Raw genomic sequence first — 22,663 nt, 5'->3', positions numbered from 1 at the left:
AAGCAATGGGCGCGAGTGCAGGAGTCGCGGAGCGGGGTCGCGAACCGGGACAGGAGCGTGTCCGCCCTGAGGTGGTGTCCGGTGTTCCGCGACAGCTTCAGCGGTGGCGGCGCTTCCCGCGATGGCTCGGGCCGCCCTGCGACAGCAACACCATCCTGCGGGGTGTTGCAACGGGCGCGGGAAGCAGGTGGGGCTGCTGGGTCGCCGGAACTGTCGCTGGGAAGGGGATGCCGCATGTACCCGTCGCGGGAAGACGCACCTGTCGCGGGAAAGGGCGCCGGACGTAGTTGCCGCAGGGACGCCCGGCCGGGCCGGCGCCAGGGTGGATCCCTGTTACCGATGGGGAACAAACACCCCGCAGGTATCGTTGAGGCTGGCAGCAGTTGTCAGCCGTTCCCCGGAGGGACCCCTTGCGTACCGCGAATCCGATCCTCACATCCTTCGATCGCCCCGAGCAGACCCGCACCCAGGGTCGCCCCGAGACCCCGATGACCTTCGACGACGTCGTCGCGAAGACCATGGTCACCATGGGGCTCGCGCTCCTGGCCGCGATCGCGGTCTACGCGCTGGTCCCGGCGCAGTACCTGTGGCCGGTGACCATCGGCGCCTCGATCGCCAGTGTCATCGCCGCGCTGGTGGTGGCCTTCGCCCGCTCCCTGCCGGCCCCCGCGGCGCTGATCGTGGTCGTCCTGGAAGGGGCCATGATCGGTGGCCTGTCGAAGTCCTTCGAGATGGTCTGGCCCGGCATCGTCAGCCAGGCCGTGCTGGCCACCTTCATTGCGGCCGGGGTCACCCTGGCGGCGTACAAGTTCTTCAACGTTCGGGTCACTCCGCGGTTCCGCAAGATCGTGTTCATCGCCACCGCCGCGTTCGCGGTGACCATGCTGGTCAACTTCGTGCTCTCCCTGGCCGGGATTGACCTGGGCCTGCGCGGTGCCGGGGGTGGGGTGTCGTTCCTGGCGATCATCGTCTCCGCGATCGGTGTGGTGCTGGCCACGCTGAACCTGGTCCTCGACTTCGATCACATCGAGAACGGGATCCGCAACGGAGCCCCGGCCTCGGAGTCGTGGCGGGCGGCGTACGGGCTGACGGTGACGCTGATCTGGCTCTACGTGGAGATCCTGCGGATCCTCAGCTACTTCCGCGACTGACCTCGGCGGCGAGCACGGCCGGCAGGTGGCGGTGCAGCAGGGCCTGGAACGACCCGGTCCAGGTCACCTGACGCCACCGGTTGGCCGGCCACCAGCGGGCATCGGCGGTGGTCCCGCCGGTGTCGTGCACCACCGGTTCGGTCGGGTCGGTGCAAGTCCCGCGATACAGCAGGCGGACGGCATGGAAGTCCTCCAGCCGCCCGCGCGGGGAGCGGCCCACCCAGTGGTCGGACTGCACGTCCAGTAGTTCGGCGGCCGTCACGTGCTGGCCGGTTTCCTCCCACAGTTCCCGGGCGATCGTGTCCTCCGGTGCCTCGCCGGGGTCGACCCCGCCGCCGGGCAGCCCCCAGTGACCGGGGACATGGGTGCGGTCGGAGAACTCGGTGGCCAGCAGTCCCCGGTCGGTGAGCACCAGGGCGTACGCGGCAATCCGCTGATGCACCTGCAGGCGCTCGCCGGGGGCCACGGTCAGGCCACCATCCACGTTCGGCGGACGCCGCGGCGGGCAGCCGGCCACCGGAGTGGGGGCCACCTGGACGGTCAGCACGATCTGTCCGTCGGTCAGCGTCGCCGACAACGGACGAGTGAGCGTCAGCCCGTGCTGGCTCACCACATGGTGCGGGTCCTCCCCGTGGGCCAACACGGTGTTGAACAACTCGGCCCCTCCGGGAATGGCCACACCGATGATCCGCATTCCGCAAGGATATGCTGACCGCAGTTTCCGACGTGGGAGATCGTGACATGCAATACAACGACAACGCCCAGCTGGACTCTTCGCAGATGGGCGGGGGTGGCGGCGGCGGGGGTGGCCGGATCGCGATCGGTGGGGGGATCGGTGGCACCATCCTGATCCTCATCCTGTCCCTGGTGTTCGGGGTCGACCTGTCCGGGCTGACCGGTGGGGGCAGCACGTCGGCCGATCCGCAGGCCGAGACCAGCCGCTACAGCCAGTGCCGCACCGGTGCCGATGTCCGCACCAACCGGGACTGCCGCTTCGTGGCGTACACGAACTCGATCCAGCAGTACTGGAGCACCCAGGTGAAGGGCTACGAAACCACCAAGACGATCACCTTCACCGGTCGGATCAGCACCGGTTGCGGCACCGCGGACTCCTCGGTCGGCCCGTTCTACTGCCCGGCGCAGGGCGATCACAAGGTCTACCTGGACACCGGGTTCTTCGATCAGTTGCAGTCCCAGTTCGGGGCCCGCGGCGGGGACGCGGCCGAGGCGTACGTGATCGCCCACGAGTACGGCCACCACGTCTCGAACCTGCTCGGCAAGATGGACTGGGCCGCCCAGGACCGCTCCACCGGGCCGAACTCCCGGGGGGTCAAGATCGAGTTGCAGGCCGACTGCTTCGCCGGGGCCTGGCTGGCGCACGCCTCCGACGACCCGAACAGCCCGATCACCCAGGTTACCCAGGACGATGTGAACCGGGCCCTCGATGCCGCCGCCGCGGTCGGCGACGACCGGATCCAGCAGAAGTCCCAGGGCCAGGTGACCCCGGAGACCTGGACGCACGGCTCCTCGCAGCAGCGTCAGCAGGCGACCACGACCGGCTTCCAGTCCGGCCCCAACGCCTGCCTGCAGATCACACAGTAGGGCCTCGATTCCGCGGTGATCCATCGGTCGTGATCAAGTATTTGGGCTCCAAGCGTCGGTTGGTTCCGGTGCTCGGGGATATCTGTGGGGCGATCGGGGCGAGGACCACCCTCGACCTGTTCACCGGGACCACCCGGGTCGCCCAGGAGTTCTGCCGGCGTGGCAGCTATGTGCATGCCAACGATGTCGCCTCCTACGCCCAGGCGCTGGCCGGGTGCTATGTGCTGCCCGACGCCGACCTGGTCGATCCGGCCGAGGTGACCGGCGCGATCGAGGAACTGCATGCCCTGCCCGATGTCGACGGGTATGTCACCGAGGTGTTCTGTCAGCAGGCGCGCTACTTCCAGCCGCACAACGGACGCCGGATCGACGCGATCCGCGCCGGCATCGAGGCGTACGCCGGGACCTGGCTGTATCCGGTGCTGCTGACCAGCCTGCTCGAGGCCGCCGATCGGGTCGACTCCACGATCGGACTGCAGATGGCTTTCCTGAAGCAGTGGTCCCGGCGCAGTTACGCACCGCTGCGGCTGCGGGTGCCGCAGTTCACCCCGAGCACCGGCCGGGTCTGGGGGCTGGACGCGGCCGAGGCGGCCCGACGGGTCGGGCCGGTCGACCTGGCCTACCTGGACCCGCCCTACAACCAGCACCGTTACTTCACCAACTACCACGTCTGGGAGACCCTGGTCCGCGGCGACGAACCCGAGCACTACGGCATCGCCTGCAAGCGGGCCGACGCCCGCGAGCAGCGGACCAAGTCGGCGTTCAACTACCGCGGCACCATCGCCACCGCCCTGGCGCAGGTGCTGGCCGCCGTGCGTGCGGAGGTGGTGGTCGTCTCGTTCAACAACGAGGGGTTCATCCCGCTGGCCGAACTGGTCGAGATGTGCCGGGCGCAGCACCGTACCGTCGAGGTGTGGGAGTTCGACATGCCGCGCCACATCGGGGCCCAGATCGGGATCCACAACCTGCACGGGACGAAAGTGGGACAGGTGGGGCACCTGCGCAACGTGGAGTACCTGCTGGTGTGTGGGGAACCGGATCGGGTGGCCTCGATCAGCCGCGCCGCACAGAGCTCGCCGGCGATGCGCTGAGCACGGCCCGGCTGCTGCTGGGCTGCTTCCTGCAGCGCGACGCGGTGGTGGTCCGGATCACCGAGGTCGAGGCGTACGCCGGGACCAGCGACCCCGCCTCGCACGCGTACGCCGGACCCACCCCACGCAATCGGGTGATGTTCGGCCCGGCCGGGTGGCTCTACGTCTACCGGCTGCACGGCCACCATTGCTGCAATATCGTCTGCGGCCCCGACGGGCAGGCCGCCGCCGTCCTGATCCGGGGCGGTGAGGTGGTCGCCGGAGCGGCCGAGGCCCGGCAGCGCCGCGGGGACCTCCCGGCGGCCCGGCTGGCCCGCGGGCCGGGCTGCCTCACCCGCGCCCTGGGGATCACGATGGCCGACGCCGACACCGATCTGCTCGCCCCGAGCGGCACCGTCCGGCTGTACGCCCGGACCCGGGAACCCGGCGACATCTCCACCGGCCCCCGGGTCGGCGTCTCCCGCGCCGCCGATGAGCCCCGGCGGCTCTGGCTGACCGGGGACCCGACCGTCTCGGCGTACCGGCGTTCGCCCCGGGCCGGCCGCTAAGCTGACCCTCGTCGGGAACCTTTGCACTGTTCGCGACGTCTTCACGAATGGTAAAGGCGGCAGTCGGTCGCCCGAACGGGAGGAAGCACAGTGCAGCAGGCAGGTTGGTACCCCGATCCCGCGGGTACGCCGAACTCGGAACGATTCTGGGACGGCACCCGGTGGACCACCCAGGTCCGGCGCACGTCCGGCGGACCCATACCCTCCGCCGGCACAGCGGTGCCGCCGGCCGGCGGACCGATGCCGCCCCGCACTTCCGGCACCGGCCGGACACCGCTGGTGGTGGGGGCCGCCGCCGTGGTGCTGATCGTCGCGGTGGTCCTGGGGCTGATCCTGATTCCCGACCGCGACTCCGCGATCGATCCGCCGATCTCCCCGCCCACCTCCGAGCCGGGGACGTCCGGGCCGGCCTCACCCACCCCCGGCCCGGCCCGCGGCGACCTCGACTGCTGGGCCGGGAACCAATCCGCGACCGGCGCGAAGGAAACCCCCTACATCTCCACCGGGCTCGCCTACGAGGCGCCGGGATCGTGGGGCTTCCGGTTCGCCAAGGACCAGTGGGCCTGGCTCGACGACCAGGCCGTGTGGGGCAGCACCCGACCCGCGACCCGGGGCGTCGCCCTGGGCGGGCTGAATCAGCAGGCCGGGTTCGGCGGCCCGGAGCAGGCCGGTCAGCAACATCTGACCTGCCTGATGGAGGCCGGGGTCTATGCCGGCGAGCAGACCGAGATCCGGATCGGGGAGACCACCGAGGTCGAGGTCAACGGGATGAAGGCGTACCAGACCGAGGCGAGCGTGCCGAGCACCCAGGATCCGCTGCAACTGCAGGTCCTGGTCTTCCCGACCCGAACCAGCGGATCGGTGGCGGTCTGGATGGGCTTTTGGACCCCCGGGGACGCCGCGGCCGAGGCAGAGGTACGCACCGCCCGCGACACCATCCGGGCCGCCTGATCCGGCGGCCCGCTCAGTCCCGGGGCACCCATTCCTGCAGCACCGCGATCGACCACGGGTTCACCACATAGTTGTCCCGTACCTCGGGCCCGTCCTCGGTGGCCAGCGCGTTCCCGCCCTCCTCGGCATTGGCCGAGGTGTCGATGATCCGGTGCCAGCGCCGATCCGGGGAGACGACGAAACTGGTCGGCTGGGTCCACATGTTCACCAGCAGGACGAAGTCGGTGTCGCCGACCCCCGAGCCGTCGATGTAGATCCGCACACACCGGTCCCGCGGGGCGGGGTGGCCCTTCCCGTCGGGGGTGTAGAACAAGTAGCTGACGTCGTCGTCGTCGAGCTCCATGTTCCCGTAGCGGTGCTGCCGCAGCGCCGGATGGTCCCGGCGCAGGCAGGCCATGTAGTGCGCGAAGGTGAAGACCGCGTTGGCTCCGGTGGGGGACTCCCCGAGGTTGTCGTGGTAGGCCACCTCCGGGTGTTCCGGGTCGACCTGCTCCCGGTCCGGGGTCGCCGAGCCGGCCTGCGCCCAGTTGTTCCACATCCCGACGGTGTCCAGGCACCACGGATTGTTGTTCCCGTTCTGGGTCCGGCCGTACTCGTCGCCGGAGACCACCATCGGGACCCCGCGGGACAGGAACAGCACGGTCCAGAAGTTGCGGATCCGGGTGCGCCGCAGTGCGTGGTCGCCGCCGGAGTCCCAGGACAGGTTGTCATCGGAGCCGCCGTCGGAGGGTCCGAACGGCCAGGGTCCGTCGTTCACCTTGGTGTTGTAGGACACCAGATCGGCCATGGTGAAACCGTCGTGGGCGGTGACGAAGTTGATCGACTTCTGCGGCCCGCCCTGATCGTTGAAGTTGGCGTAGTCGCCGTTGAACATCGAGATGAAGGTGTCGGTGTTCGCGTCGCCCTTGAGGTACCCCCGCATCGCATCGCGGTAGCGACCGTTCCATTCGCCCCAGCCGGCGGGGAAGTTCCCGACCTCGTAGCCCCACAGATCCCAGGCCTCGGCGATCACCTCGACCTGATCGGCATCGGCGAGCTCGTGGATGGCCTCCAGCAGCGGATGGGAATGGAAGAACTGGCGCTGTTCGTCCCAGTTCTCCCGCTCGAACGCGTTCGGTGTACGCCCGAGCACCGGCGCCAGATCGAACCGGAACCCGTCGACGCCCATCTCCTCGATCCAGTACCGCAGCGAATCCAGCACCAGATTCTGCGACACCGCGGTGGACATGTTGAGCTGGTTGGAGGTCCCGGTCGCCCCGTCGATCAACCGGTGCTCATCGGTCTGCTGGTAGTAGTCGTTGACCGCGAACCCGCCCAGGCTGACGAAACCGACGGTGTCGAGGTCGTTGTTCCAGTGCCCGCCCTCCGCGGAGTGGTTGTAGACCACGTCCAGGTAGACCTCCAGGCCCTGCTCGTGGAACGCGGTCATCATCTCCTTGAACTCCCGGGTCGGCCCGCCGCGGGACTGATCGCTGGAGTAGGAGCGGTTCGGGGCGAAGTAGGCCAGCGTCTGATAGCCCCAGAAATTCCCCGAGCCCGGGGCGTCGTCGGGGCCCTGCGCGTTCGCCTCGTTGTTGGTCTCGTGGATCGGCAGGAACTCGATCGTGGTGAACCCCAACGCCTTCAGGTACGGCGCCCACAGGGCCGCCCCGCGATAGGTGCCGCGGTACTGCTCGGGAATGTCGGGCAGATCCAGCCCGGGCAGCGCCCCGCCGAGCAGGTCGTGCAGCCGCAGCGCGGACGGATGCTTGGTCAGCGAGCGGACATGGGCCTCATAGATCGCCGCGTCGGCCGGGGCGATCCGCGGGCGTACGCCGAACGACGACCGGTCGTGCAGCACGATCCCCTTGGGCGCGAACCGGCCGGTGTCCACGGTGCGGCGCACCTGCCCGTGCCACTCGCCGCCACCGGTGCCGAAGGCGCCCCCGTCGCCGCCGGCCTCGAAGATCTCGGCGGCCAGCAGGTTGTGGGTGATCTCGCGGGCGTACGGGTCGAACAGCACCTTGTTCGGGTTGAACCGGTTGCCGTCGGCGTCCACATCGGCGACGAACCCGGCCGCCGACCCGCCCCGGCACCACTGCGGGTCGTGCGGCCAGTTCGGGCCCCAGCAGCGGAAGGCGTACAGCTGGTGCTCGGGGACCGGATCCAACTCGCCGCGCCAGATCCCGTCGGAGCCGCGGGCCAGCTCGAACTCCGCGATCGCGTCATTGCTGCCGGCGGTGGCGTACAGCTCCAGCAGGACCCGGGTGGCGGCCGGAGCGTACACCGCGAAGGTGCAGCGGTCGGTGGTCAGGTCGGGGTGGGCGCCCAGCGGCCAGGTGGCTTCGGCCCAGTCCTGGGGTGCGTACGCCCGGGCGGGTGCGGCAGGGGGCGGGGGAGTGAAGCATCCGATGATCACGGGGGCCATGCTGCCAAACCCCGGCCGGGACGCTCCGGGCGGGGGCGGCTACTGGAAGACGGCCAGCTGGTCGGGCAGGACCACCGCGTAGTAGCCCGGCAACCGCTCCTGCGGATGCGCCGCCCCGGTGTCCTCGGCCGCGGCCCGGTACTCGGTGACGCCGGCGGCCAGCACCCCGGCGATGGTGAACTGCGCCGGCTGATCGGAGTGGGCCCCGGTCACGCTGCAGGGCAGGTACGCCGTGGCCCGGAACTGCGGCCCGGGGGCCTCGGCGGTGCCGTGCGGGTGGAAGCTGCGCTCGGTGCGGCAGGCGATCCAGTGCTCGCCGGAGAGTTCGAGATTGGGCCGGCGCCCGGTGGTGTCGTTGAACCAGATCTTGCCCCCCGACCGCCACAACCAGTCCTGCCGCGGCGGCAGCGGCGTGTAGCCGTCGATGCGCAGCGGCGTCGCCCCGGCCACCTGCTGCTCCCAGGCGGGCTGCCCGGTCGCGGGGTCGGGGCCGAGGACCCGCACATCGCCCGAGGGCACCCAGGACCCGGACCCGTCGCGGACGTAGCGCAGGTTCCCGGTGCAGACCAGGGTGCTGCTGCCGGGGCAGGCGAAGGACGCGCCGGCCTGCCGGTAGAGCGGTTCCCCGTCGCTGAGTCGCAGCAACACGGCGGTCACCTCACCGACCCCGAATTCGGTCTCGCCCGCGGCGGTCGGCTTTGTGCGTACGCTCAGCCGCACCTGGTCGGTGTCGGGATCGATGTCGACCGCATACCACTGCCGGGCCGGATCGAAGCCGGTCCCGAGCACGGTGGTGGCATCGGTGCGCCACAGCACGGTGCCGTCGGGGCCGGTGCGGCCCAGCTCGGTGCTGCCGGGGCCGACCGCGGCGTACAGGTTCTCCCCGAGGTCGCGCACCTGGTCGGGCGGGACCTGCAGCGGAAAGCGGTAGTCGACCGCGCGCTGGGTCGCCAGATCCAGCCGGACCACCTTGTCGGGGCCGGTCGCCGGCGTGCCGGTGGCGTCGCCGGCCACGGTGAAGCAGAGGCCGTCGGTGAGGCGACAGGGGGCGATCGCGCTGCGGATCGGGACCGGTTGTGGGGCGGCGATGAGCGGTTCCCCGGTGGCCGCGTCGACCGCGGAGACGGTGTAGCGGGCGGACCGGTCGGGGGCGGGCGTACTGCCCTCGGGGGTGCCGGGGCTGAGAAAGACCGCGGCGGTGTGATCACCCAGCCGGGTCACCTGCATCCGCAGTTGGTCGCCGGTGCTGATCGGCCCGGTGCTGGCCCGGCGGCGCCACAGTTCCCGGCCGTCCTTGGCCGACAGGCCGACCGCGTCCAGTTGGCCCTCCCGGGGCGCCTCGTAGGCCACCACCACGTCGCCGGTCACCACCGGCCGGCCGGCGCTGCGGAACTGTTTGGACCAGCGCGGGGTCAGGTGCTGCAGCAGCGCCGCGGCCGGCGTCGGGGCCTGGCCGGACAGGTCGGGGAGCAGCCGTTCGGGGTCGGCGACACACCCCGTGAGCAGGGGCAGGAGCGCCGCCGGCACGGCCAGCGCCCGGGCCAACCGGGGCATCAGCCGCAGGTGACCCCGGTGGCGTGATTCGGGCAGTATCCGCCCGGCACCTTGATCAGGTACTGCTGATGCTCTTCCTCGGCGTAGTAGAACGGCGGCGCGTGCTTGATCTCGGTGGTGATGGTCCCGAACCCGGCCGCGCTGAACGCCTGCTGGTACTCATCGCGGACATGCGTGGCGATCCGCTGCTGCTCGTTGTCGGTGGTGAAGATCGCCGAGCGGTACTGCGTCCCGACGTCATTGCCCTGCCGCATCCCGGCGGTCGGGTCGTGGTTCTCGAAGAAGATCCGCAGCAGCCCCTCGTAGCTGATCTTGTCGGGATCGAAGACCACCTTCACCGTTTCGGTGTGGCCGGTCAGCGCGGAGCAGACCTCCACGTAGGTCGGATTGGGGGAGAACCCGCCCTGGTACCCGGCCGCGGTGTTCACCACCCCATCGGTCTCCCAGTAGAGCTTTTCCGCACCCCAGAAGCAGCCCAGGGCGAGGTAGGCCACCTGGGAGCCGGCCGGTTCGGTGTGCACGTCGATGCCGTAGACCGCATGGGTCACCGGCCCGGCCAGAATGGATTCGTGGCGCCCGGGCAGCGCCTGATCGGCGGTGATCATTGCCTGGCGGCGGGTGAAGAACATGGCCCCACCGTAGCGCGGTTCGGAAAGCGCGGTCCGCTGGGCTAGCCTCGCCCCCGTGATCTCCCGTCTGCGACTGCCCGGAAGCGATATGCCCCGGGACGTGCTTGTCCTCGCTGTCATCGCATTCTGTGTCGCGGTCGGTTTCGGCGTCCTGATCCCGGTGCTGCCGGTGTTCGCGCAGTCCTTCGGGAATGTCAGCCAGTTCATGGTCGGGTTGGTGATCTCCGCCTTCGCGTTCGTCCGGCTGCTGATGTCCCCGGCGGTCGGCCCGCTGATCCGGCTGCTCGGGCCGCGGACCACACTGACGGTCGGCATCTTCATCGTCGCCGCCTCCAGTGCCGCCAGCGGGTTCGCCGGCACGTACGCCCAACTGCTGATCATGCGCGGGCTGGGTGGCATCGGGTCGGCGATGTTCACCGTCTCGGCGATGTCGCTGCTGCTGGGCGCGGTGCCGAGCACGATGCGCGGCCGGGCGGCCGGCTTCTTCCAGTCCGGCTTCCTGATCGGTGGGATGGCCGGTCCCGCGGTCGGCGGCCTGCTCTCCCGGATCTCGCTGACCGCACCGTTCTTCTTCTACGCCGTCACCCTGGCCGTCGCCGGTGTCGTCGGGCTGCTCCTGCTGCGCTCGGGGGGCCTGGTCGAAGCGGGGCACGGCGCCGAACCGCCCCGGCCGCTGCCGCAGGTGCTGCGCGATCCCCGGTTCCAGGCCGCGTGCTGGGCCAACTTCGCCAACGGCTGGAACTCGATGGGGGTGCGCAGCTCGCTCACCCCGGTGCTGGTGGTCACCGTGCTGGGCCGCGAGCCCACCTGGACCGGGGTCGCGTTCGCGGTCTCGGCGGTGGTGCAGACGGTGCTGATCGTGCCGATCGGCAAGTTCGTCGACACCGTCGGACGCCGGCCGGCGCTGATCGGTGGTGGGCTGATCGCGACCGTCGGGATCACCGCGGTCGCGCTGTCGCCGAACATCTGGGTGCTGATCGCGGCGATGTGCGTGTACGCCGTGGGCGCCGGCACCCTCGGCACCGCTCCGGCCGCGGCGGTGGGCGATGCCGCGGGGGGCCGCAGCGGGACGCCGGTGGCGATCTTCTCGATGTTCTCCGATGTCGGCGCGATCATCGGGCCCCTGGTCGGCGGCCTGATCGCCGACGCCGCCGGGATCCGCGAGGGGTACGCCCTGGGCGCGGCGATGCTGCTGGTGACCTCCCTGTTGGCGCTGCGGATGCCGCCGGGCGTACCGGCCGGTCGCCCCGCGCCGGAAGAGCCGGCGGAGGAGGACCGGTGAGCGCGCCGCTGGCCGATCTGATCGCCCCGGACTGGGCCGCCGCCCTCGCCCCGGTCGCCGGGCGGATCACCGCGCTGGGGGAGTTCCTGCGCGCGGAGAATGCCGCCGGCCGCGGCTACCTGCCCGCCGGCGCCAATATCCTGCGCGCCTTCACCTTGCCGCTGGCCGAGGTTCGGGTGCTGATCGTGGGCCAGGATCCGTACCCGACGCCCGGGCATCCGGTCGGGCTGTCGTTCTCGGTGGCTCCCGACGTCCGTCCGCTGCCGCGTTCGTTGGCCAACATCTACGCCGAACTCGACAGCGACCTGGGGATTCCCCCGGCCGCGCACGGCGACCTCAGCGCCTGGTTCGACCAGGGCGTGCTGCTGCTGAACCGGGTGCTGACCGTGCAGCCCGGCCGCTCGGCCGCGCACCGCGGGAAGGGGTGGGAGGAGGTCACCCAGTGCGCGATCGAGGCCCTGGTCCGCCGGGGCGGGCCCCTGGTCGCGGTGCTGTGGGGACGCGACGCGCACACCCTGATCCCGCTGCTCGGGACGGTGCCCTATGTGAAGAGTGCCCACCCCTCGCCGCTGTCGGCCCGCAACGGGTTCTTCGGCTCCCGTCCGTTCAGCCGGGTGAACCGGCTGCTCACCGAGGCCGGTGCGGCCCCGATCAACTGGGCTTTGCCGTCCGCTCCCGCACCCGCTGGTTGAGGTCGGTGAGGAAGGCGGTCGCCAGTTCCTCGTTGACCGAATGCAGCCCGGAGATGTCCAGCCCGTCCACCCGCTCGTGCAGGGTGGGTTCGACCTCGCTCAACACCTTCTCCGGTTCGCACTGGGCCGACATCGTGGCCAGGTCGGCCCGCAGCTGGGGAGACAGGACGCCGCCCTTGCGTCGACCGGCCGCGGCCACCTCCAGGGCGTACTTCTCCTGATCGGTCACCACGTCCTCGTCCTCGCTGAGCAGCATCCGGGCGGTCCGCCGCAGCAGGGTCCGGCCCTCCTCGACGTCCCCGTCGGCGAGGTCGGCGACCGCGCGGCGCAGCAACGGATGATCCTCGGTGGCCCGCTCCGACAGGGTCAGCAACTGCACCCCGAGCAGACGCTCCTTGGTCCGGGTGTAGGGCACGTCGCGGCCCAGCGCCGGCACCGCGTCCGGATCCGGCGCCGTCTGCCCCAGGGTGTCCAGCATCTCCCGGCCGGCCTCCTCCCCGGAGTTGACCGTGTCCCGCAGCGGGAGCGGCTTGATGAAGATCGTCGCCACCAGCGCCACCAGCGCGATCGGCAGCGCGACCAGGAAGGTCGTGTGCAGCGCATCGGCCAGGCCGTTGCGGATCGCGCCCGCCAGCGCCGGCGGCAACTGGGTCAGGGTGTTGTGATCCAGCACGGATCCGGCGCTGACGTTGGGCAGGGCCTGCCCCTGGTATTCCGGCGGCAGATGCTTCGCGATCGCCCCGGGCAGCGACGCGGTCATGATCGACCCGAAGATCGCCACCCCGACGGTGGACCCGACATTGCGGAAGAACTGGTTGGTCGCGGTCGCGATTCCCAGATCGGAGCGATGCGCATTGTTCTGCACGATCAGCGTGTACTGCTGCAGGCAGGCGCCCAGGCCGATGCCGAGCACCGCGATGGCCAGACTCAACTGCAGCGGGCTGGAGTCGGCCCCGAGCAGGGTGATCAGGAAGTAGCCGACGCCCATCAGCGTGACCCCGGCCAGGACGAACCCCTTGTAGTGCCCGGTCTTGGTGATCAGCAGGCCGACCAGCAGCCCGACCAGGATCATCCCCAGCATCAGCGGGGTGAGGATCAGACCCGACTGGGTCGCGTTCACCCCGAGTACGCCCTGGGCGTACACCGGGATGTAGATGATCGCGCCGAACATCATGATCGCTACACAGAAGCTGGCGATGTTGGCGAGGGTGAAGATCGAGGAACGGAACAGCCGCAGCGGCACCACCGGCTCCTCGGCCCGGGACTCGATGAACAGGAAGATCGCCAGGAAGATCACCCCGACGACGTAGAGGGTGATGGTCTGCCACGACGACCAGGCGAAGGTGCTGCCGCCGAAAGAGGTGGCCACCAGCAGACAGACCAGCGCCACGGTCATCGTCGCGATGCCCGGATAGTCGATCTTCGCCTTGCGCGGCGTGTGCGGCAGATGCAGGAAGCGGCCGATCACATAGAGCGCGACCGCGCCGAAGGGCAGCGTGACGAAGAACAGCCAGCGCCAGTTCAGCGCATCGGTGATCGCGCCGCCGGCCAGCGGGCCGGCGATCGAGGTGAACCCGAAGACCGACCCCATGATGCCCTGGTACTTACCGCGCTGGCGGGGCGGGATGATGTCACCGATGATCGTCTGCGACAGCGGCATCAGGGTGCCCATGCCGAGGCCCTGGACGGCCCGGCCGACGATCAGCATCCAGAAGTTCACCGACAGCCCGCAGATGATCGAACCGACCATGAACACGATCAGGCCGAGGATGTAGAAGGTCCGCCGCCCGTACAGGTCGGACAGCTTCCCGACCACCGGCACGGTGACCGCCGAGACCAGCATCGCCGCGGTCGCGATCCAGGAGTAGTGCTCCATCCCGCCGAGCTGGGCGACGATCTGGGGCATCGCCGGGCCGACGATGGTCTGGCTCACTGAGGCGACGAACATGCCGACCATCAGGCCGATGAAGACCCGCTTGCCGGCGGCGTCGAGATGAAATTCGGCCGGGGCCGATTCAGTACGGGACACTCGGAGACCCCCCTTTCCTTCGGGTCTGCTCAACCTATCGCCTCCGAGTGTGGTCAAGGTCACCCGGTCTCATGGATATCCCCGATCCGACCCCGACAATTCGAAAGGAAGGGTTTCTATTCTGGAAGCTCGACTTACCATTTATGTATGAGCAGTCCTGATCTGACCCCCATCCTCGAGGACCTTGCCGCCGGCCGGATCGATGCCGCCGAAGCGTCCCGTCGCATCGAAGAACTCAAGGCCGCCACCGCCGCGGCCGATCCCGAACCCACCGACGTTCCGCCGGCCGAGGAACCCGAGCCGGGCAACTGGAAGCCGTACGCGCGCGACTCGTTCAACCGCGAGGAGGACCCGACCCGCCGCCGTCCCGGGGCCGGCACCAAGGGCGTGGAGCGGGTGTCCATCCGGGCCTTCGGGCGCCGGGTCCGGGTGACCGGGGACCCGAAGGTCGCCACCGTCTCCGTCGACGGCGCACACGTGCTGCGCCGCAACGGATCGGTGCTGGAGATCACCTCCGAGGGCGACTTCGGTCCCTCGATCGACGGCTTCGCGCTGCTGCGCAACCAGAGCTTCGATGTGAAGAGCCTGGGCATCGGCAAGGAGCTGGCCGTACGCGTCAACCCCGAGCTGATCGTCGACGCCGAACTGACCGCGGGCTCGCTGACCACCGAGCAGATCGCCCACCTGGGCAAGGTCCGGGTCACCGCCGGCGGGGCCAAGCTGAACGACGTGCAGCAGGCCGAGGACGTGTTGGTGCAGACCGGCCAGGCGACGCTGAACGGGCGCTTCACCGTGGGACGCTCCCGGGTCCGCTGTGAATCCGGGTCGCTGACGGTCAACCTGGAGTCCGAATCCAACGTCAGCGTGTACGCCGAGGCGCAACTGGGCCGGATCACCTGGTCCGGGCAGCACACCGGTGCCGGCGATGAGGTTGTGATGGGCAACGGTTCGGCCCGGCTCGACGTCGGGGTCGTGATGGGCCACGCGGCGATCCGCGTGGGGGAGGAGCAGGCGCAATGAAGCACGAGGAGAGCCACCGCGCGCCGACCGAATGCCCCGTGTGCGGCGACCCGTTGGCGATCACCCGACTGGGGTGCCACTCCTGCGGTACCGAACTCGCCGGGGTCTTCGAGACCTGCGAGTTCTGCGCCCTGGACACCGAAGAGCTGGAGACCCTGCGGGTCTTTCTGGCCTCCCGCGGGAATCTGCGCGAGGTCGAGAAGCACCTGGGGGTGTCCTACCCGACCGCCCGGTTGCGGCTGACCCAGTTGCTGATGAAGCTGGGCCTGTCCGGCGACTCCGAGACCAGCGCGCTCAGTCGCGACGATGTGCTCGCCCAGGTCGCCGAGGGCACGCTGACCCCCGAGGCGGCGCAGAAGTTGCTGGCCGAGATGGCCTGATCCGCAGGTCCGGAACTGAACGCAGCAGCCGCCCCGGTTCGGCCGGGGCGGCTGCTGCGTGGCGGAAAACTCGGCGGCGGCTCAGCCCTCGAAGGCCTCGACCTTGATGATCGTGACCGACAACTTGGCGCCGGTCGGGGTGGCGTACTCGACCACGTCGCCCACTTTGTGGTCCAGCACCGCCGACCCCAGCGGGGACTGCGGACTGTAGACGTTGGTCGATTCGTCGAGGTCGGAATCCAGGCCGAGCAGTTCGCGGGAACCGAGCACGAAGGTGTCGGTGTCGTCCTCGTCACCGTCGAAGGCGACGGTCACCTTGACCCCGGGGATGACGACATCGCTGCCGGCCGGCGCCTCGCCGACCTCGGCCCGCCGCAGCATGTCCTCCAGTTGCCGGATCCGGGACTCCTGTTTGCCCTGCTCCTCGCGCGCGGCATGGTAGCCGCCGTTCTCCGAAAGGTCGCCCTCTTCGCGGGCGGCGGCGATCCGTTCGCTGATCTCGGTGCGCCCGACGGTCGTCAGGTGGGTCAGCTCATCGGTCAGCTTGTCGAAGGCTTCCTGGGACAGCCAGATCGTGTGAGTAGTTTCTGCCATTCACGCAGCTTACCAGCGGGTCAGGCGGCGCGGCACTTCTCGATGTCCATGTGCAGGCCCGGGCGTACGGTGCGGACGGTGACCGGGATCTCGGCGACCGACGGCTCCCCGTCGGCCCGCGCCGGCACCGCGATGTCCAGCTCGCCGACCCGCTCGTAGTCGTAGGCCTCCACGAACACCGTGCACACTCCGGTCGTACCGGTGGCATGCCGGGCCACCCGGGCCAGCCCACTCATCTGGGTGGGGGAGTCCACCCGATAGGAGGCGAGCTGCCCGTCGAACTGGATCGCCTTGGTGTTCTGCCAGGAGAGCACGACCCAATACCCGGCCAGCACCAGCGCGATCACCAGCGCGATCCCGCCGAACAGCCACGTCGGCACCCTGGGCCTCGGATAGCGCCGGGCGATCCGGGCCGCGTCATCGGGGGACAGGCCGGCGGTCCGGTTCTGGCTGGTGTTGCGCACCGCCCTATCCTACGGTGTGTTGCGCCGAGTAGGAGATTCGATGACCCCGCCCCCGTACGCTGTGCCCCGACGTACTGCCGACGGCGACACCTTGCGACTGTTGCACGTCCACGCCCATCCCGACGACGAGTCGAGCAAGGGCGCGGCGACGACCGCTCGCTATGTCGACGAGGGGGTCCGGGTGATGGTGGCCACCTGCACCGGCGGGGAGCGCGGCTCCATCCTGAACCCGGCGATGGAGCGGCCCGACATCGAGGCCAACCTGCCCGAGGTACGCCGTGCCGAGATGGCCCGGGCCAAGGAGATCCTCGGCGTGGAGCAGACCTGGCTGGGCTTCATGGACTCCGGTCTGCCCGAGGGCGATCCGTTGCCGCCGCTGCCGGAGGGCTGCTTCGGCCTGATGGATCCCGAGGAGGCGGCCGGGCCGCTGGTCCGGCTGATCCGGGAGTTCCGCCCGCAGGTGGTGACCACCTACGACGAGTTCGGCGGCTACCCGCACCCCGATCACATCATGACCCACAAGATCTCCATGATCGCCGTGGCGGCCGCGGCCGATCCTGAGCAGTGGCCCGAGCACGGCGAGCCGTGGGAGGTCGGCAAGGTCTACTACCAGCTCACCTTCAACCCGCCCCGGGTCGCGGCGATGCACACCGCGATGCTGGAGCGGACCGGAGCCTCGCCCTACGAGGGATGGCAGGAGAACTGGGAGAAGCGCCCGCACGTGACCCCGGACCGGATCACCACCCACGTGGAGTGCGCCGACTACTTCGAGGTCCGGGATCGGGCCCTGTTGGCCCATGCGACCCAGATCGATCCGAACAGCCGCTGGTTCGCGGTCCCGCTGGAGGTCGAGCGCGAGGTCTGGCCGACCGAGGACTACGAACTGGTGCTCAACCGGGTCGGGGCGCCGATCCCGGAGACCGATCTGTTCGCGGGCATCGCGATCGACGTCGCGCCCGGCCCGGCGGCGTAGGGTTCGGCCCATGACGCCGACACCCACACCGATGCAGCCCGAGCAGATGCCCCAGGGGATCGCCTGGGAGACCATTGCCGTGGCCCTCATCCTGGTCCTCGCAGTGACCCTGCTGGTGCTCAGCATGTTCCGCCAGGTGCGCCGGATCCAGGTGCCGCGTACGCCGAACGCCCCCGGAACCCAGAACGACGCGATCCGGTTGGCCGCCGCCGGTGAACGCACCCCGGAGCCGCCCCGGTCGCCCGATGAGGCCGCTGCACCGGCCGAGAACCCCGACGGGACTCCCGACGGGGACGCCGATAGAGACAAGCCGGATGGACACGGTTTGGCCGATCCCGGCACCGGCCGGTAGGATTTTGTACTTGTCCGACGCCCTCCGGGAGCGTCGACAGTCAAGTCTCGGGCACAACGCCCGCACGATCACAACGAGCGAGAGGGCCACACGTGGGTTCGGTCATCAAGAAGCGTCGCAAGCGGATGGCGAAGAAGAAGCACCGCAAGCTCCTGAAGCGGACGCGTATCCAGCGTCGCCGCGCGGGTAAGTAAGCCCGCCGAGGCCCGAAGATCGTGACATCGCCGCAGCCGACCACATCCGTGGTCCTGGTGACCGGCGTGGCACAGGATCTGGGGGCCCGGGTCGCCCGGGCACTGGCTGCCGGGGGCGACCTCACCGTGATCGGCCTGGACCTGATCCCACCGCGGCACGAACTGGGTGGGGGCGAGTACGTCCACGCCGATGAGCGCAGTGCGATCCTGCCGCGCCTGATGGCCGACCGTGGGGTGGATACCGTGGTGCACCTCGGCCTCGCCTCCGCCGCACTCGGCCGGGCCGCGGCCAAGGAGGCCAACGTCATCGGCACGATGCAGTTGGTGGCCGCCACCCAGTCCTCCCCGATGTTCCGCAAGTTGGTGATCGGTTCCGACGCGGCGGTCTACGGGGCGTACGGGCAGGCACCGGCCCGGTTCACCGAGAGTACGCCGCTGCGCGCGGCCGATGCCGCCGGGCTGGCCCGCGATCTGATCGAGCGGGAGCAGTACGGGGCGGCCCTGGCCAGTCGACGCCACGACGTCGTGGTCACCACGCTGCGGCTGGCCGAACTGATCGGCGCCGGGGTCACCACCGCGCTGACCCGGATCCTCACCCAGTCGGTGGTGCCGCGCCCGATGGGGTTCAATCCGCGGCTGCAGTTCCTGCATCCGGCCGATGCGGTGCGCGCCCTGACCGCGGTGATCCGCGAGGACCACCCCGGGGTGTTCAACGTGGCGGCCGACGACGTGCTCAGCGTCAGCCAGGTGCTCAGCATTCTCGGCCGACCCGGGGTCGGACTGCCGCCCAGCCTGCGTCCGATCGGCGATTTTTTCGGTGGCCGGAACGCGGTCAAGGTCAACAATGACCAACTGGCCCTGCTCACCTATGGTCGAGTCATGGACATCACGCGGTTCACCGCCACGACCGGAGTGCGCCCGCAGTACAGTTCACGCCGTGCCGTCGAGGAATTTGCTGCTTTCGGGGAGCCGGGCATGCTGTCCAGCCATCGCGTCGATGCGCTGATCGAGCAGGTGGCGCACGTGCTGAGTCCCAGGAACGCACGTGGCTGAGGCGGAGCAGACCCCCTACGGTGACCCCCTGGGTTTCGCCGAGGGGGAGTGGTCCGACGCCGCCGACCCGGCCGAGGAATTCGGTGAAGCACCCGAGCCGGAGGCCCCGAACGAGAGCCCGAACGAACTGGGCCACCTGCTCGGCGACCTGCTCGATCTGGCCGCCCGGGCGATGACCCGGATCAAGGACGTCCCGCCGGAGACCTGGCAGGAGATCGTCGAGGATCCACTCAGTGCGGCACTGCAGTGCGCCGATGCCATCGGGGTGAAATGGGAGCGGTCCCTGGAGCACACGCTGGCCTTCGCGCGCGCCCGGCTGGCCGGTGATTACGCCGTCGACGAGTTCGGCTTCGACCCGGAGTTCACCGAGGTGGTGCTGCTGCCGATCCTGCGGTTGCTGGCCGAGAAATGGTTCCGGGTCGAACTGCGCGGGGCCGATCGGCTGCCCGCCGGGGGTGCCCTGCTGGTGGCCAACCACGCCGGCACGCTGCCGCTGGATGCCCTGGTCCTGCACACCGTGATCCATGACGCAACCGGCCGGCACACCCGGATGTTGGGCGCGGACAACATCTTCGACACCCCCTATGTCGCCGACTTCGCCGCCCGGATCGGGACCGCGGTGGCGTCCCCGGCCAATGCCGCCCGGCTGCTGGACAACGGGGAACTGGTCACCGTCTTCCCCGAGGGATTCAAGGGCCTGGGCAAGCCGTACGCCGAGCGCTATCGGCTGCAACGCTTCGGCCGCGGCGGCTTCGTGTCCACCGCCGTCAGCGCGGGCGTCCCGATCGTTCCGGTGGCCGTGGTGGGGTCGGAGGAGATCTACCCGATGCTCGGCGACATCGCCCCGCTGGCCCGGCTGCTGGGCCTGCCGTACGTGCCGGTGACCCCCACCTTCCCGTGGCTCGGGCTGCTCGGCGCGGTCCCGCTGCCGTCGAAGTGGATCATCAGCATCGGGGAGCCGATCGACACCTCGGCGTTCGCCGAACCGGCCGAGCCGGGCGCCCCGGTGGAGGCCGATCCGGTCGCGGTGATGCGGATCACCGAACAGATCCGCGGTCGCATCCAGGCTCGGCTGCACGAGTTGTTGGCCGAGCGGCCGAACGCCTTCCCGCACCTGAGCGATCTGGGCTGAGCCGGAGCCCCCCGATTTCTCGGGGCAGGGGTGTGCCAGACTCACCGCTGTGCCACCTGATCACCAACGAACCCTCGCCGACCTGGTCGCCGGACACGCGCTGCGCCGGCCCACGGCCGAGGCGCTGATCGAGCCGGGTCCGCCGCGCCGCCGGGTCACCTGGGCCGAGCTGCAGGAGCGGGTCGAAGCCACCGCCGCCGGGTACGCCGCCCGGGATCTGGTGCCCGGGGACCGCGTCCTGATCGCGGCCGCGCTGACCATCGACACGGTGGTCTGCTACCTCGCAGCCCTGCGCGCCGGACTGGTCGCGGTCCCGATCAATCCGCACCAGACCGCCACCGAACTGCGCGGGGTGATCGAACACAGTGGGGCCCGCCTGCTGGTCGAGGCGGCCGAGGTGGCCGACCCGGCCCCGGTGGGGAGCGGCATCCGCCGGGTCGCCCCGCCGGAGTTGCTCGCGCCCGGACCGGTGCCCGACCCCGCACCGGTGGATCCGGAGTCCCTGGCGGCGATCGTCTACACCGCGGGCACCTCGGGCTCGCCCAAGGCGGTGATGCTGAGCCACCGCGCGTTGCTGGCCCACAACGCCCATATGCACGCTCTCGACGTGTTCCGGCCGGGCACCATCGCCCTGGCGCTGCTGCCGCTCTACCACGTGTTCGGACTGAACGCGCTGCTGGGCCAGGCACTCTACGAGGGGATCGCCACGGTGCTGGCCGATCCGCTGCCGCCCAGTATCTGCCGCCTGATCGTCGCGGAGCGGGTCAGTCACGTCGCGGTCACGCCCACGGTGCTGTATCGGATGCTCGCCGACCCGGAACTGGAGGCCGCGGCCGGGACCCTGCGGACGATCACCAGCGGTGCGGCCCCGTTGGCCACCGCGCTGGCCAACCAGTTCACCCAGCGCACCGGCCTGGCGGTGCAGCAGGGCTACGGACTGTCCGAGGCGGCCCCCGGGGTGGCCACCACCCTGGGCGGGACCTTCCTCGGCAACGGCCACGTCGGTCGCCCGTATGCCGGGGTCGAGGTCCGCATCGCCCCTTACGAGGGCGCGCCCCCGGTGCCGATCGGTCCCGCCGCCGCCGATGCCGGGGAGATCGTGATCCGCGGCGCGAATCTGTTCTCCGGCTACTGGCCCGACGGGGCCGGCGGGCCCGACGCCGACGGCTGGTTCGCCACCGGTGACCTGGGTTACCTGGCCGACGGCGAACTGTTCGTCCTGGCCCGGCTGCGTGAACTGATCATCGTCGCCGGCTTCAACGTCTACCCCCAGGAGATCGAGGCGGTGCTGGAGTCCCACCCCGATGTCGAGTCCGCCGCGGTGATCGGGGAACCCGACGAGCAGACCGGGGAGCGGGTCATCGCGTTCGTGACCGGTTCGGTGCTGGTCTCGGAGTTGCTGGCGTACGCCGCGGAGCGGCTGAGTCGCTACAAGGTACCCGCCCGGATCCTCGTGCTCGGCGCGATGCCGCGGACCCCCACCGGGAAGCTGCGCAAGAGCCTGCTGCGCGACCTGCTGGACCGCGCCGAGGCCGACGAGTGAGGCGGCGTACGCCCGAGGTCGTGGTGTACACCCGCCAGGGGTGTCACCTGTGCACCGACGCCATCGCGACCGTACGCCGGGTGTGCGCGGAACTGGGCGTCGCGATGCACACCGTCGACATCGACACCGACCCCGACCTGCAGGCCCGCTACACCACCCTGGTCCCGGTCACGGTGATCGACGGTCGCGAGCACGACCACTGGCGGGTCGACGAGGAGCGCCTGCGGGCCGCGCTGGGGCGTCGACCTGCGCGCTGACCGGGCACAACACCGCCCTCGACGCTTGTGCAGAACTTCACAAAGTCCTAGGGTGCTGGTGTGACGACGACCCCGGGGCACAACCCCCATGCGATTCCGGCGGCCTCGCTGGCCCGGCTCGCGCTGTACCGGGGCGTTCTGGAACAACTGCTCCACCGAGAGGTGGAGACGGTGTCCTCGAACACCCTGGCCGAGTCGGCCGGGGTGAATCCGGCCCAGTTGCGCAAGGACCTGTCGATGCTCGGCTCGTTGGGCACCCGCGGAGTGGGCTACGAGGTCGCCACCCTGGTCGCCGAACTCGACGGCCACATCGGCTCGGCCCGGGACTGGCACATCGTGCTGATCGGCATCGGGAACCTCGGCCGGGCCCTGGTGGGGCACGCCGGCCTGCTGACCCGCGGATTCAGTGTCGCCGCCCTGTTCGACAACGATCCGACGGTGATCGGCACCGAGGTCGAGGGACACCCGGTCCATCCGATGCAGGAGCTGGCGGCGGTGGTCACCGATCCCGACCGCTGCATCGCGGTGATCGCGACCCCGCCGCAGGCGGCCCAGACCGTGGTCGAGGAATTGGTGGCAGTGGGGCTGAAGAGTGTGCTCAACTTCACCCCGGTCGCGCTCAAGGTCCCCGCCGATGTGATGGTCCGCCGCGTCGACCTGGGCGCCGAGTTGCAGATTCTGGCGTACCATCGACAGTTGTCAATGGCCGCGCGGGAGGGCCGTACCCCCCACCCTGGCTAGGCCTCACCTGATCAGGAGTTTTCG

Annotated in this window: 24 protein-coding genes; 17 read left to right on the top strand and 7 right to left on the bottom strand. The window is 70.1% G+C overall.

Features of this window, described 5'->3' with window-relative positions; all coding sequences use genetic code 11:
• Nucleotides 1–410: 410 nt before the first annotated feature.
• Nucleotides 411–1,151, top strand: coding sequence for a Bax inhibitor-1/YccA family protein (locus G531_RS0101255; protein WP_026925869.1), 741 nt, complete (start codon nt 411–413; stop codon nt 1,149–1,151).
• On the opposite strand, the gene G531_RS0101250 is transcribed toward G531_RS0101255, so the two are convergent.
• Nucleotides 1,132–1,845: an NUDIX hydrolase gene (locus G531_RS0101250; RefSeq protein WP_026925868.1), complete on the bottom strand. Its 714-nt coding sequence runs from the start codon at nt 1,843–1,845 to the stop codon at nt 1,132–1,134. The two genes, G531_RS0101255 and G531_RS0101250, sit on opposite strands and share 20 nt — an antisense overlap.
• A gap of 47 nt (nt 1,846–1,892) precedes the next feature.
• On the opposite strand from G531_RS0101250, the gene ypfJ reads away from it, so the two are divergent.
• From ypfJ to G531_RS0101230, 4 genes are all read left to right on the top strand, one after another.
• Nucleotides 1,893–2,753, top strand: a complete 861-nt coding sequence (gene ypfJ / locus G531_RS0101245; protein WP_026925867.1) for a KPN_02809 family neutral zinc metallopeptidase — start codon at nt 1,893–1,895, stop codon at nt 2,751–2,753.
• A gap of 29 nt (nt 2,754–2,782) precedes the next feature.
• Nucleotides 2,783–3,844, top strand: coding sequence for a DNA adenine methylase (locus G531_RS0101240; RefSeq protein ID WP_026925866.1), 1,062 nt, complete (start codon nt 2,783–2,785; stop codon nt 3,842–3,844).
• Nucleotides 3,778–4,392 carry a DNA-3-methyladenine glycosylase gene (locus G531_RS19575; RefSeq protein WP_081683716.1) on the top strand — a complete coding sequence of 205 codons (615 nt, stop codon included), beginning with the start codon at nt 3,778–3,780 and terminating at the stop codon, nt 4,390–4,392. The genes G531_RS0101240 and G531_RS19575 overlap by 67 nt, the downstream gene beginning before the upstream one ends.
• Before the next feature lie 90 nt (nt 4,393–4,482).
• Nucleotides 4,483–5,343: a DUF2510 domain-containing protein gene (locus tag G531_RS0101230; RefSeq protein ID WP_026925865.1), complete on the top strand. Its 861-nt coding sequence runs from the start codon at nt 4,483–4,485 to the stop codon at nt 5,341–5,343.
• 13 nt (nt 5,344–5,356) lie between these two features.
• Here G531_RS0101230 and G531_RS19570 read toward each other — a convergent pair whose 3' ends face one another.
• Genes G531_RS19570 through msrA form a run of 3 tightly spaced genes read right to left on the bottom strand, consistent with a single transcriptional unit; the run spans nt 5,357 to nt 9,933 of the window.
• Complete coding sequence (locus G531_RS19570; protein ID WP_211221737.1) at nt 5,357–7,741, bottom strand: alpha-amylase family glycosyl hydrolase; 2,385 nt, start codon at nt 7,739–7,741, stop codon at nt 5,357–5,359.
• 48 nt (nt 7,742–7,789) lie between these two features.
• Entirely contained in the window at nt 7,790–9,304 is a 1,515-nt protein-coding gene (locus G531_RS0101220) for an outer membrane protein assembly factor BamB family protein (RefSeq protein WP_026925864.1), read from the bottom strand.
• Complete coding sequence (gene msrA, locus G531_RS0101215; RefSeq protein WP_026925863.1) at nt 9,304–9,933, bottom strand: peptide-methionine (S)-S-oxide reductase MsrA; 630 nt, start codon at nt 9,931–9,933, stop codon at nt 9,304–9,306. Before msrA ends, G531_RS0101220 begins: the two co-directional genes overlap by 1 nt.
• A 55-nt stretch (nt 9,934–9,988) precedes the next feature.
• On the opposite strand from msrA, the gene G531_RS0101210 reads away from it, so the two are divergent.
• Both G531_RS0101210 and G531_RS0101205 read left to right on the top strand, forming a co-directional pair.
• Complete coding sequence (locus G531_RS0101210) at nt 9,989–11,215, top strand: MFS transporter (protein WP_026925862.1); 1,227 nt, start codon at nt 9,989–9,991, stop codon at nt 11,213–11,215.
• On the top strand, nt 11,212–11,907 hold the full coding sequence (locus G531_RS0101205) for a uracil-DNA glycosylase (RefSeq protein WP_026925861.1): 696 nt from the start codon (nt 11,212–11,214) through the stop codon (nt 11,905–11,907). Before G531_RS0101210 ends, G531_RS0101205 begins: the two co-directional genes overlap by 4 nt.
• Here G531_RS0101205 and G531_RS19565 read toward each other — a convergent pair.
• Nucleotides 11,867–13,936, bottom strand: coding sequence for an MDR family MFS transporter (locus tag G531_RS19565; protein WP_035756646.1), 2,070 nt, complete (start codon nt 13,934–13,936; stop codon nt 11,867–11,869). The genes G531_RS0101205 and G531_RS19565 overlap by 41 nt on opposite strands.
• 147 nt (nt 13,937–14,083) lie before the next feature.
• Between G531_RS19565 and G531_RS0101195 the strand changes: the two genes are divergently transcribed.
• Nucleotides 14,084–14,956, top strand: a complete 873-nt coding sequence (locus tag G531_RS0101195) for a hypothetical protein (protein ID WP_026925860.1) — start codon at nt 14,084–14,086, stop codon at nt 14,954–14,956.
• Nucleotides 14,953–15,336, top strand: a complete 384-nt coding sequence (locus G531_RS0101190; protein WP_026925859.1) for a DUF2089 domain-containing protein — start codon at nt 14,953–14,955, stop codon at nt 15,334–15,336. The genes G531_RS0101195 and G531_RS0101190 overlap by 4 nt, the downstream gene beginning before the upstream one ends.
• Before the next feature lie 81 nt (nt 15,337–15,417).
• Here G531_RS0101190 and greA read toward each other — a convergent pair whose 3' ends face one another.
• Nucleotides 15,418–15,930, bottom strand: coding sequence for a transcription elongation factor GreA (gene greA / locus G531_RS0101185; RefSeq protein WP_026925858.1), 513 nt, complete (start codon nt 15,928–15,930; stop codon nt 15,418–15,420).
• A 20-nt stretch (nt 15,931–15,950) separates the two neighbouring features.
• On the bottom strand, nt 15,951–16,394 hold the full coding sequence (locus tag G531_RS0101180; RefSeq protein ID WP_026925857.1) for a DUF4307 domain-containing protein: 444 nt from the start codon (nt 16,392–16,394) through the stop codon (nt 15,951–15,953).
• A 40-nt stretch (nt 16,395–16,434) separates the two neighbouring features.
• Between G531_RS0101180 and mca the strand changes: the two genes are divergently transcribed.
• The 8 genes from mca to G531_RS0101145 all read left to right on the top strand — a co-directional run bounded on the left by mca (nt 16,435) and on the right by G531_RS0101145 (nt 22,639).
• The gene (gene mca, locus G531_RS0101175) at nt 16,435–17,367 is read left to right on the top strand and encodes a mycothiol conjugate amidase Mca (protein WP_051214859.1); all 933 of its coding nucleotides are present in this window, start codon (nt 16,435–16,437) and stop codon (nt 17,365–17,367) included.
• 10 nt (nt 17,368–17,377) lie between these two features.
• Entirely contained in the window at nt 17,378–17,719 is a 342-nt protein-coding gene (locus G531_RS0101170; RefSeq protein ID WP_145978764.1) for a hypothetical protein, read from the top strand.
• A 92-nt stretch (nt 17,720–17,811) separates the two neighbouring features.
• Entirely contained in the window at nt 17,812–17,913 is a 102-nt protein-coding gene (locus G531_RS25025; RefSeq protein ID WP_042842924.1) for a 30S ribosomal protein bS22, read from the top strand.
• A 21-nt stretch (nt 17,914–17,934) separates the two neighbouring features.
• Nucleotides 17,935–18,966: an NAD-dependent epimerase/dehydratase family protein gene (locus tag G531_RS19560; protein WP_035756644.1), complete on the top strand. Its 1,032-nt coding sequence runs from the start codon at nt 17,935–17,937 to the stop codon at nt 18,964–18,966.
• On the top strand, nt 18,959–20,098 hold the full coding sequence (locus G531_RS19555) for a lysophospholipid acyltransferase family protein (RefSeq protein WP_217996392.1): 1,140 nt from the start codon (nt 18,959–18,961) through the stop codon (nt 20,096–20,098). Before G531_RS19560 ends, G531_RS19555 begins: the two co-directional genes overlap by 8 nt.
• A 49-nt stretch (nt 20,099–20,147) precedes the next feature.
• Complete coding sequence (locus G531_RS0101155) at nt 20,148–21,641, top strand: class I adenylate-forming enzyme family protein (protein WP_026925854.1); 1,494 nt, start codon at nt 20,148–20,150, stop codon at nt 21,639–21,641.
• Complete coding sequence (locus tag G531_RS0101150) at nt 21,638–21,898, top strand: glutaredoxin family protein (RefSeq protein WP_026925853.1); 261 nt, start codon at nt 21,638–21,640, stop codon at nt 21,896–21,898. The genes G531_RS0101155 and G531_RS0101150 overlap by 4 nt, the downstream gene beginning before the upstream one ends.
• A 60-nt stretch (nt 21,899–21,958) precedes the next feature.
• A complete protein-coding gene (locus G531_RS0101145; protein WP_026925852.1) occupies nt 21,959–22,639 on the top strand; it encodes a redox-sensing transcriptional repressor Rex in 681 nt (226 codons plus the stop codon).
• Nucleotides 22,640–22,663 lie beyond the last annotated feature (24 nt).

It is taken from the genome of Granulicoccus phenolivorans DSM 17626 = NBRC 107789 = JCM 15570 (assembly GCF_000423085.1).
Taxonomy (GTDB): domain Bacteria; phylum Actinomycetota; class Actinomycetes; order Propionibacteriales; family Propionibacteriaceae; genus Granulicoccus; species Granulicoccus phenolivorans.
This window is presented reverse-complemented; position numbering and strand designations above follow the sequence as displayed.

Excerpts from the sequence above, each read along its gene's own strand:
- mca (WP_051214859.1), top strand. The coding sequence starts at position 16,435 with ATGACCCCGCCCCCGTACGCTGTGCCCCGACGTACTGCCGACGGCGAC.
- greA (WP_026925858.1), bottom strand. The coding sequence starts at position 15,930 with ATGGCAGAAACTACTCACACGATCTGGCTGTCCCAGGAAGCCTTCGAC.
- G531_RS0101195 (WP_026925860.1), top strand. The coding sequence starts at position 14,084 with ATGAGCAGTCCTGATCTGACCCCCATCCTCGAGGACCTTGCCGCCGGC.
- G531_RS0101220 (WP_026925864.1), bottom strand. The coding sequence starts at position 9,304 with ATGCCCCGGTTGGCCCGGGCGCTGGCCGTGCCGGCGGCGCTCCTGCCC.
- ypfJ (WP_026925867.1), top strand. The coding sequence starts at position 1,893 with ATGCAATACAACGACAACGCCCAGCTGGACTCTTCGCAGATGGGCGGG.
- G531_RS0101170 (WP_145978764.1), top strand. The coding sequence starts at position 17,378 with ATGACGCCGACACCCACACCGATGCAGCCCGAGCAGATGCCCCAGGGG.
- msrA (WP_026925863.1), bottom strand. The coding sequence starts at position 9,933 with ATGTTCTTCACCCGCCGCCAGGCAATGATCACCGCCGATCAGGCGCTG.
- G531_RS0101250 (WP_026925868.1), bottom strand. The coding sequence starts at position 1,845 with ATGCGGATCATCGGTGTGGCCATTCCCGGAGGGGCCGAGTTGTTCAAC.
- G531_RS0101190 (WP_026925859.1), top strand. The coding sequence starts at position 14,953 with ATGAAGCACGAGGAGAGCCACCGCGCGCCGACCGAATGCCCCGTGTGC.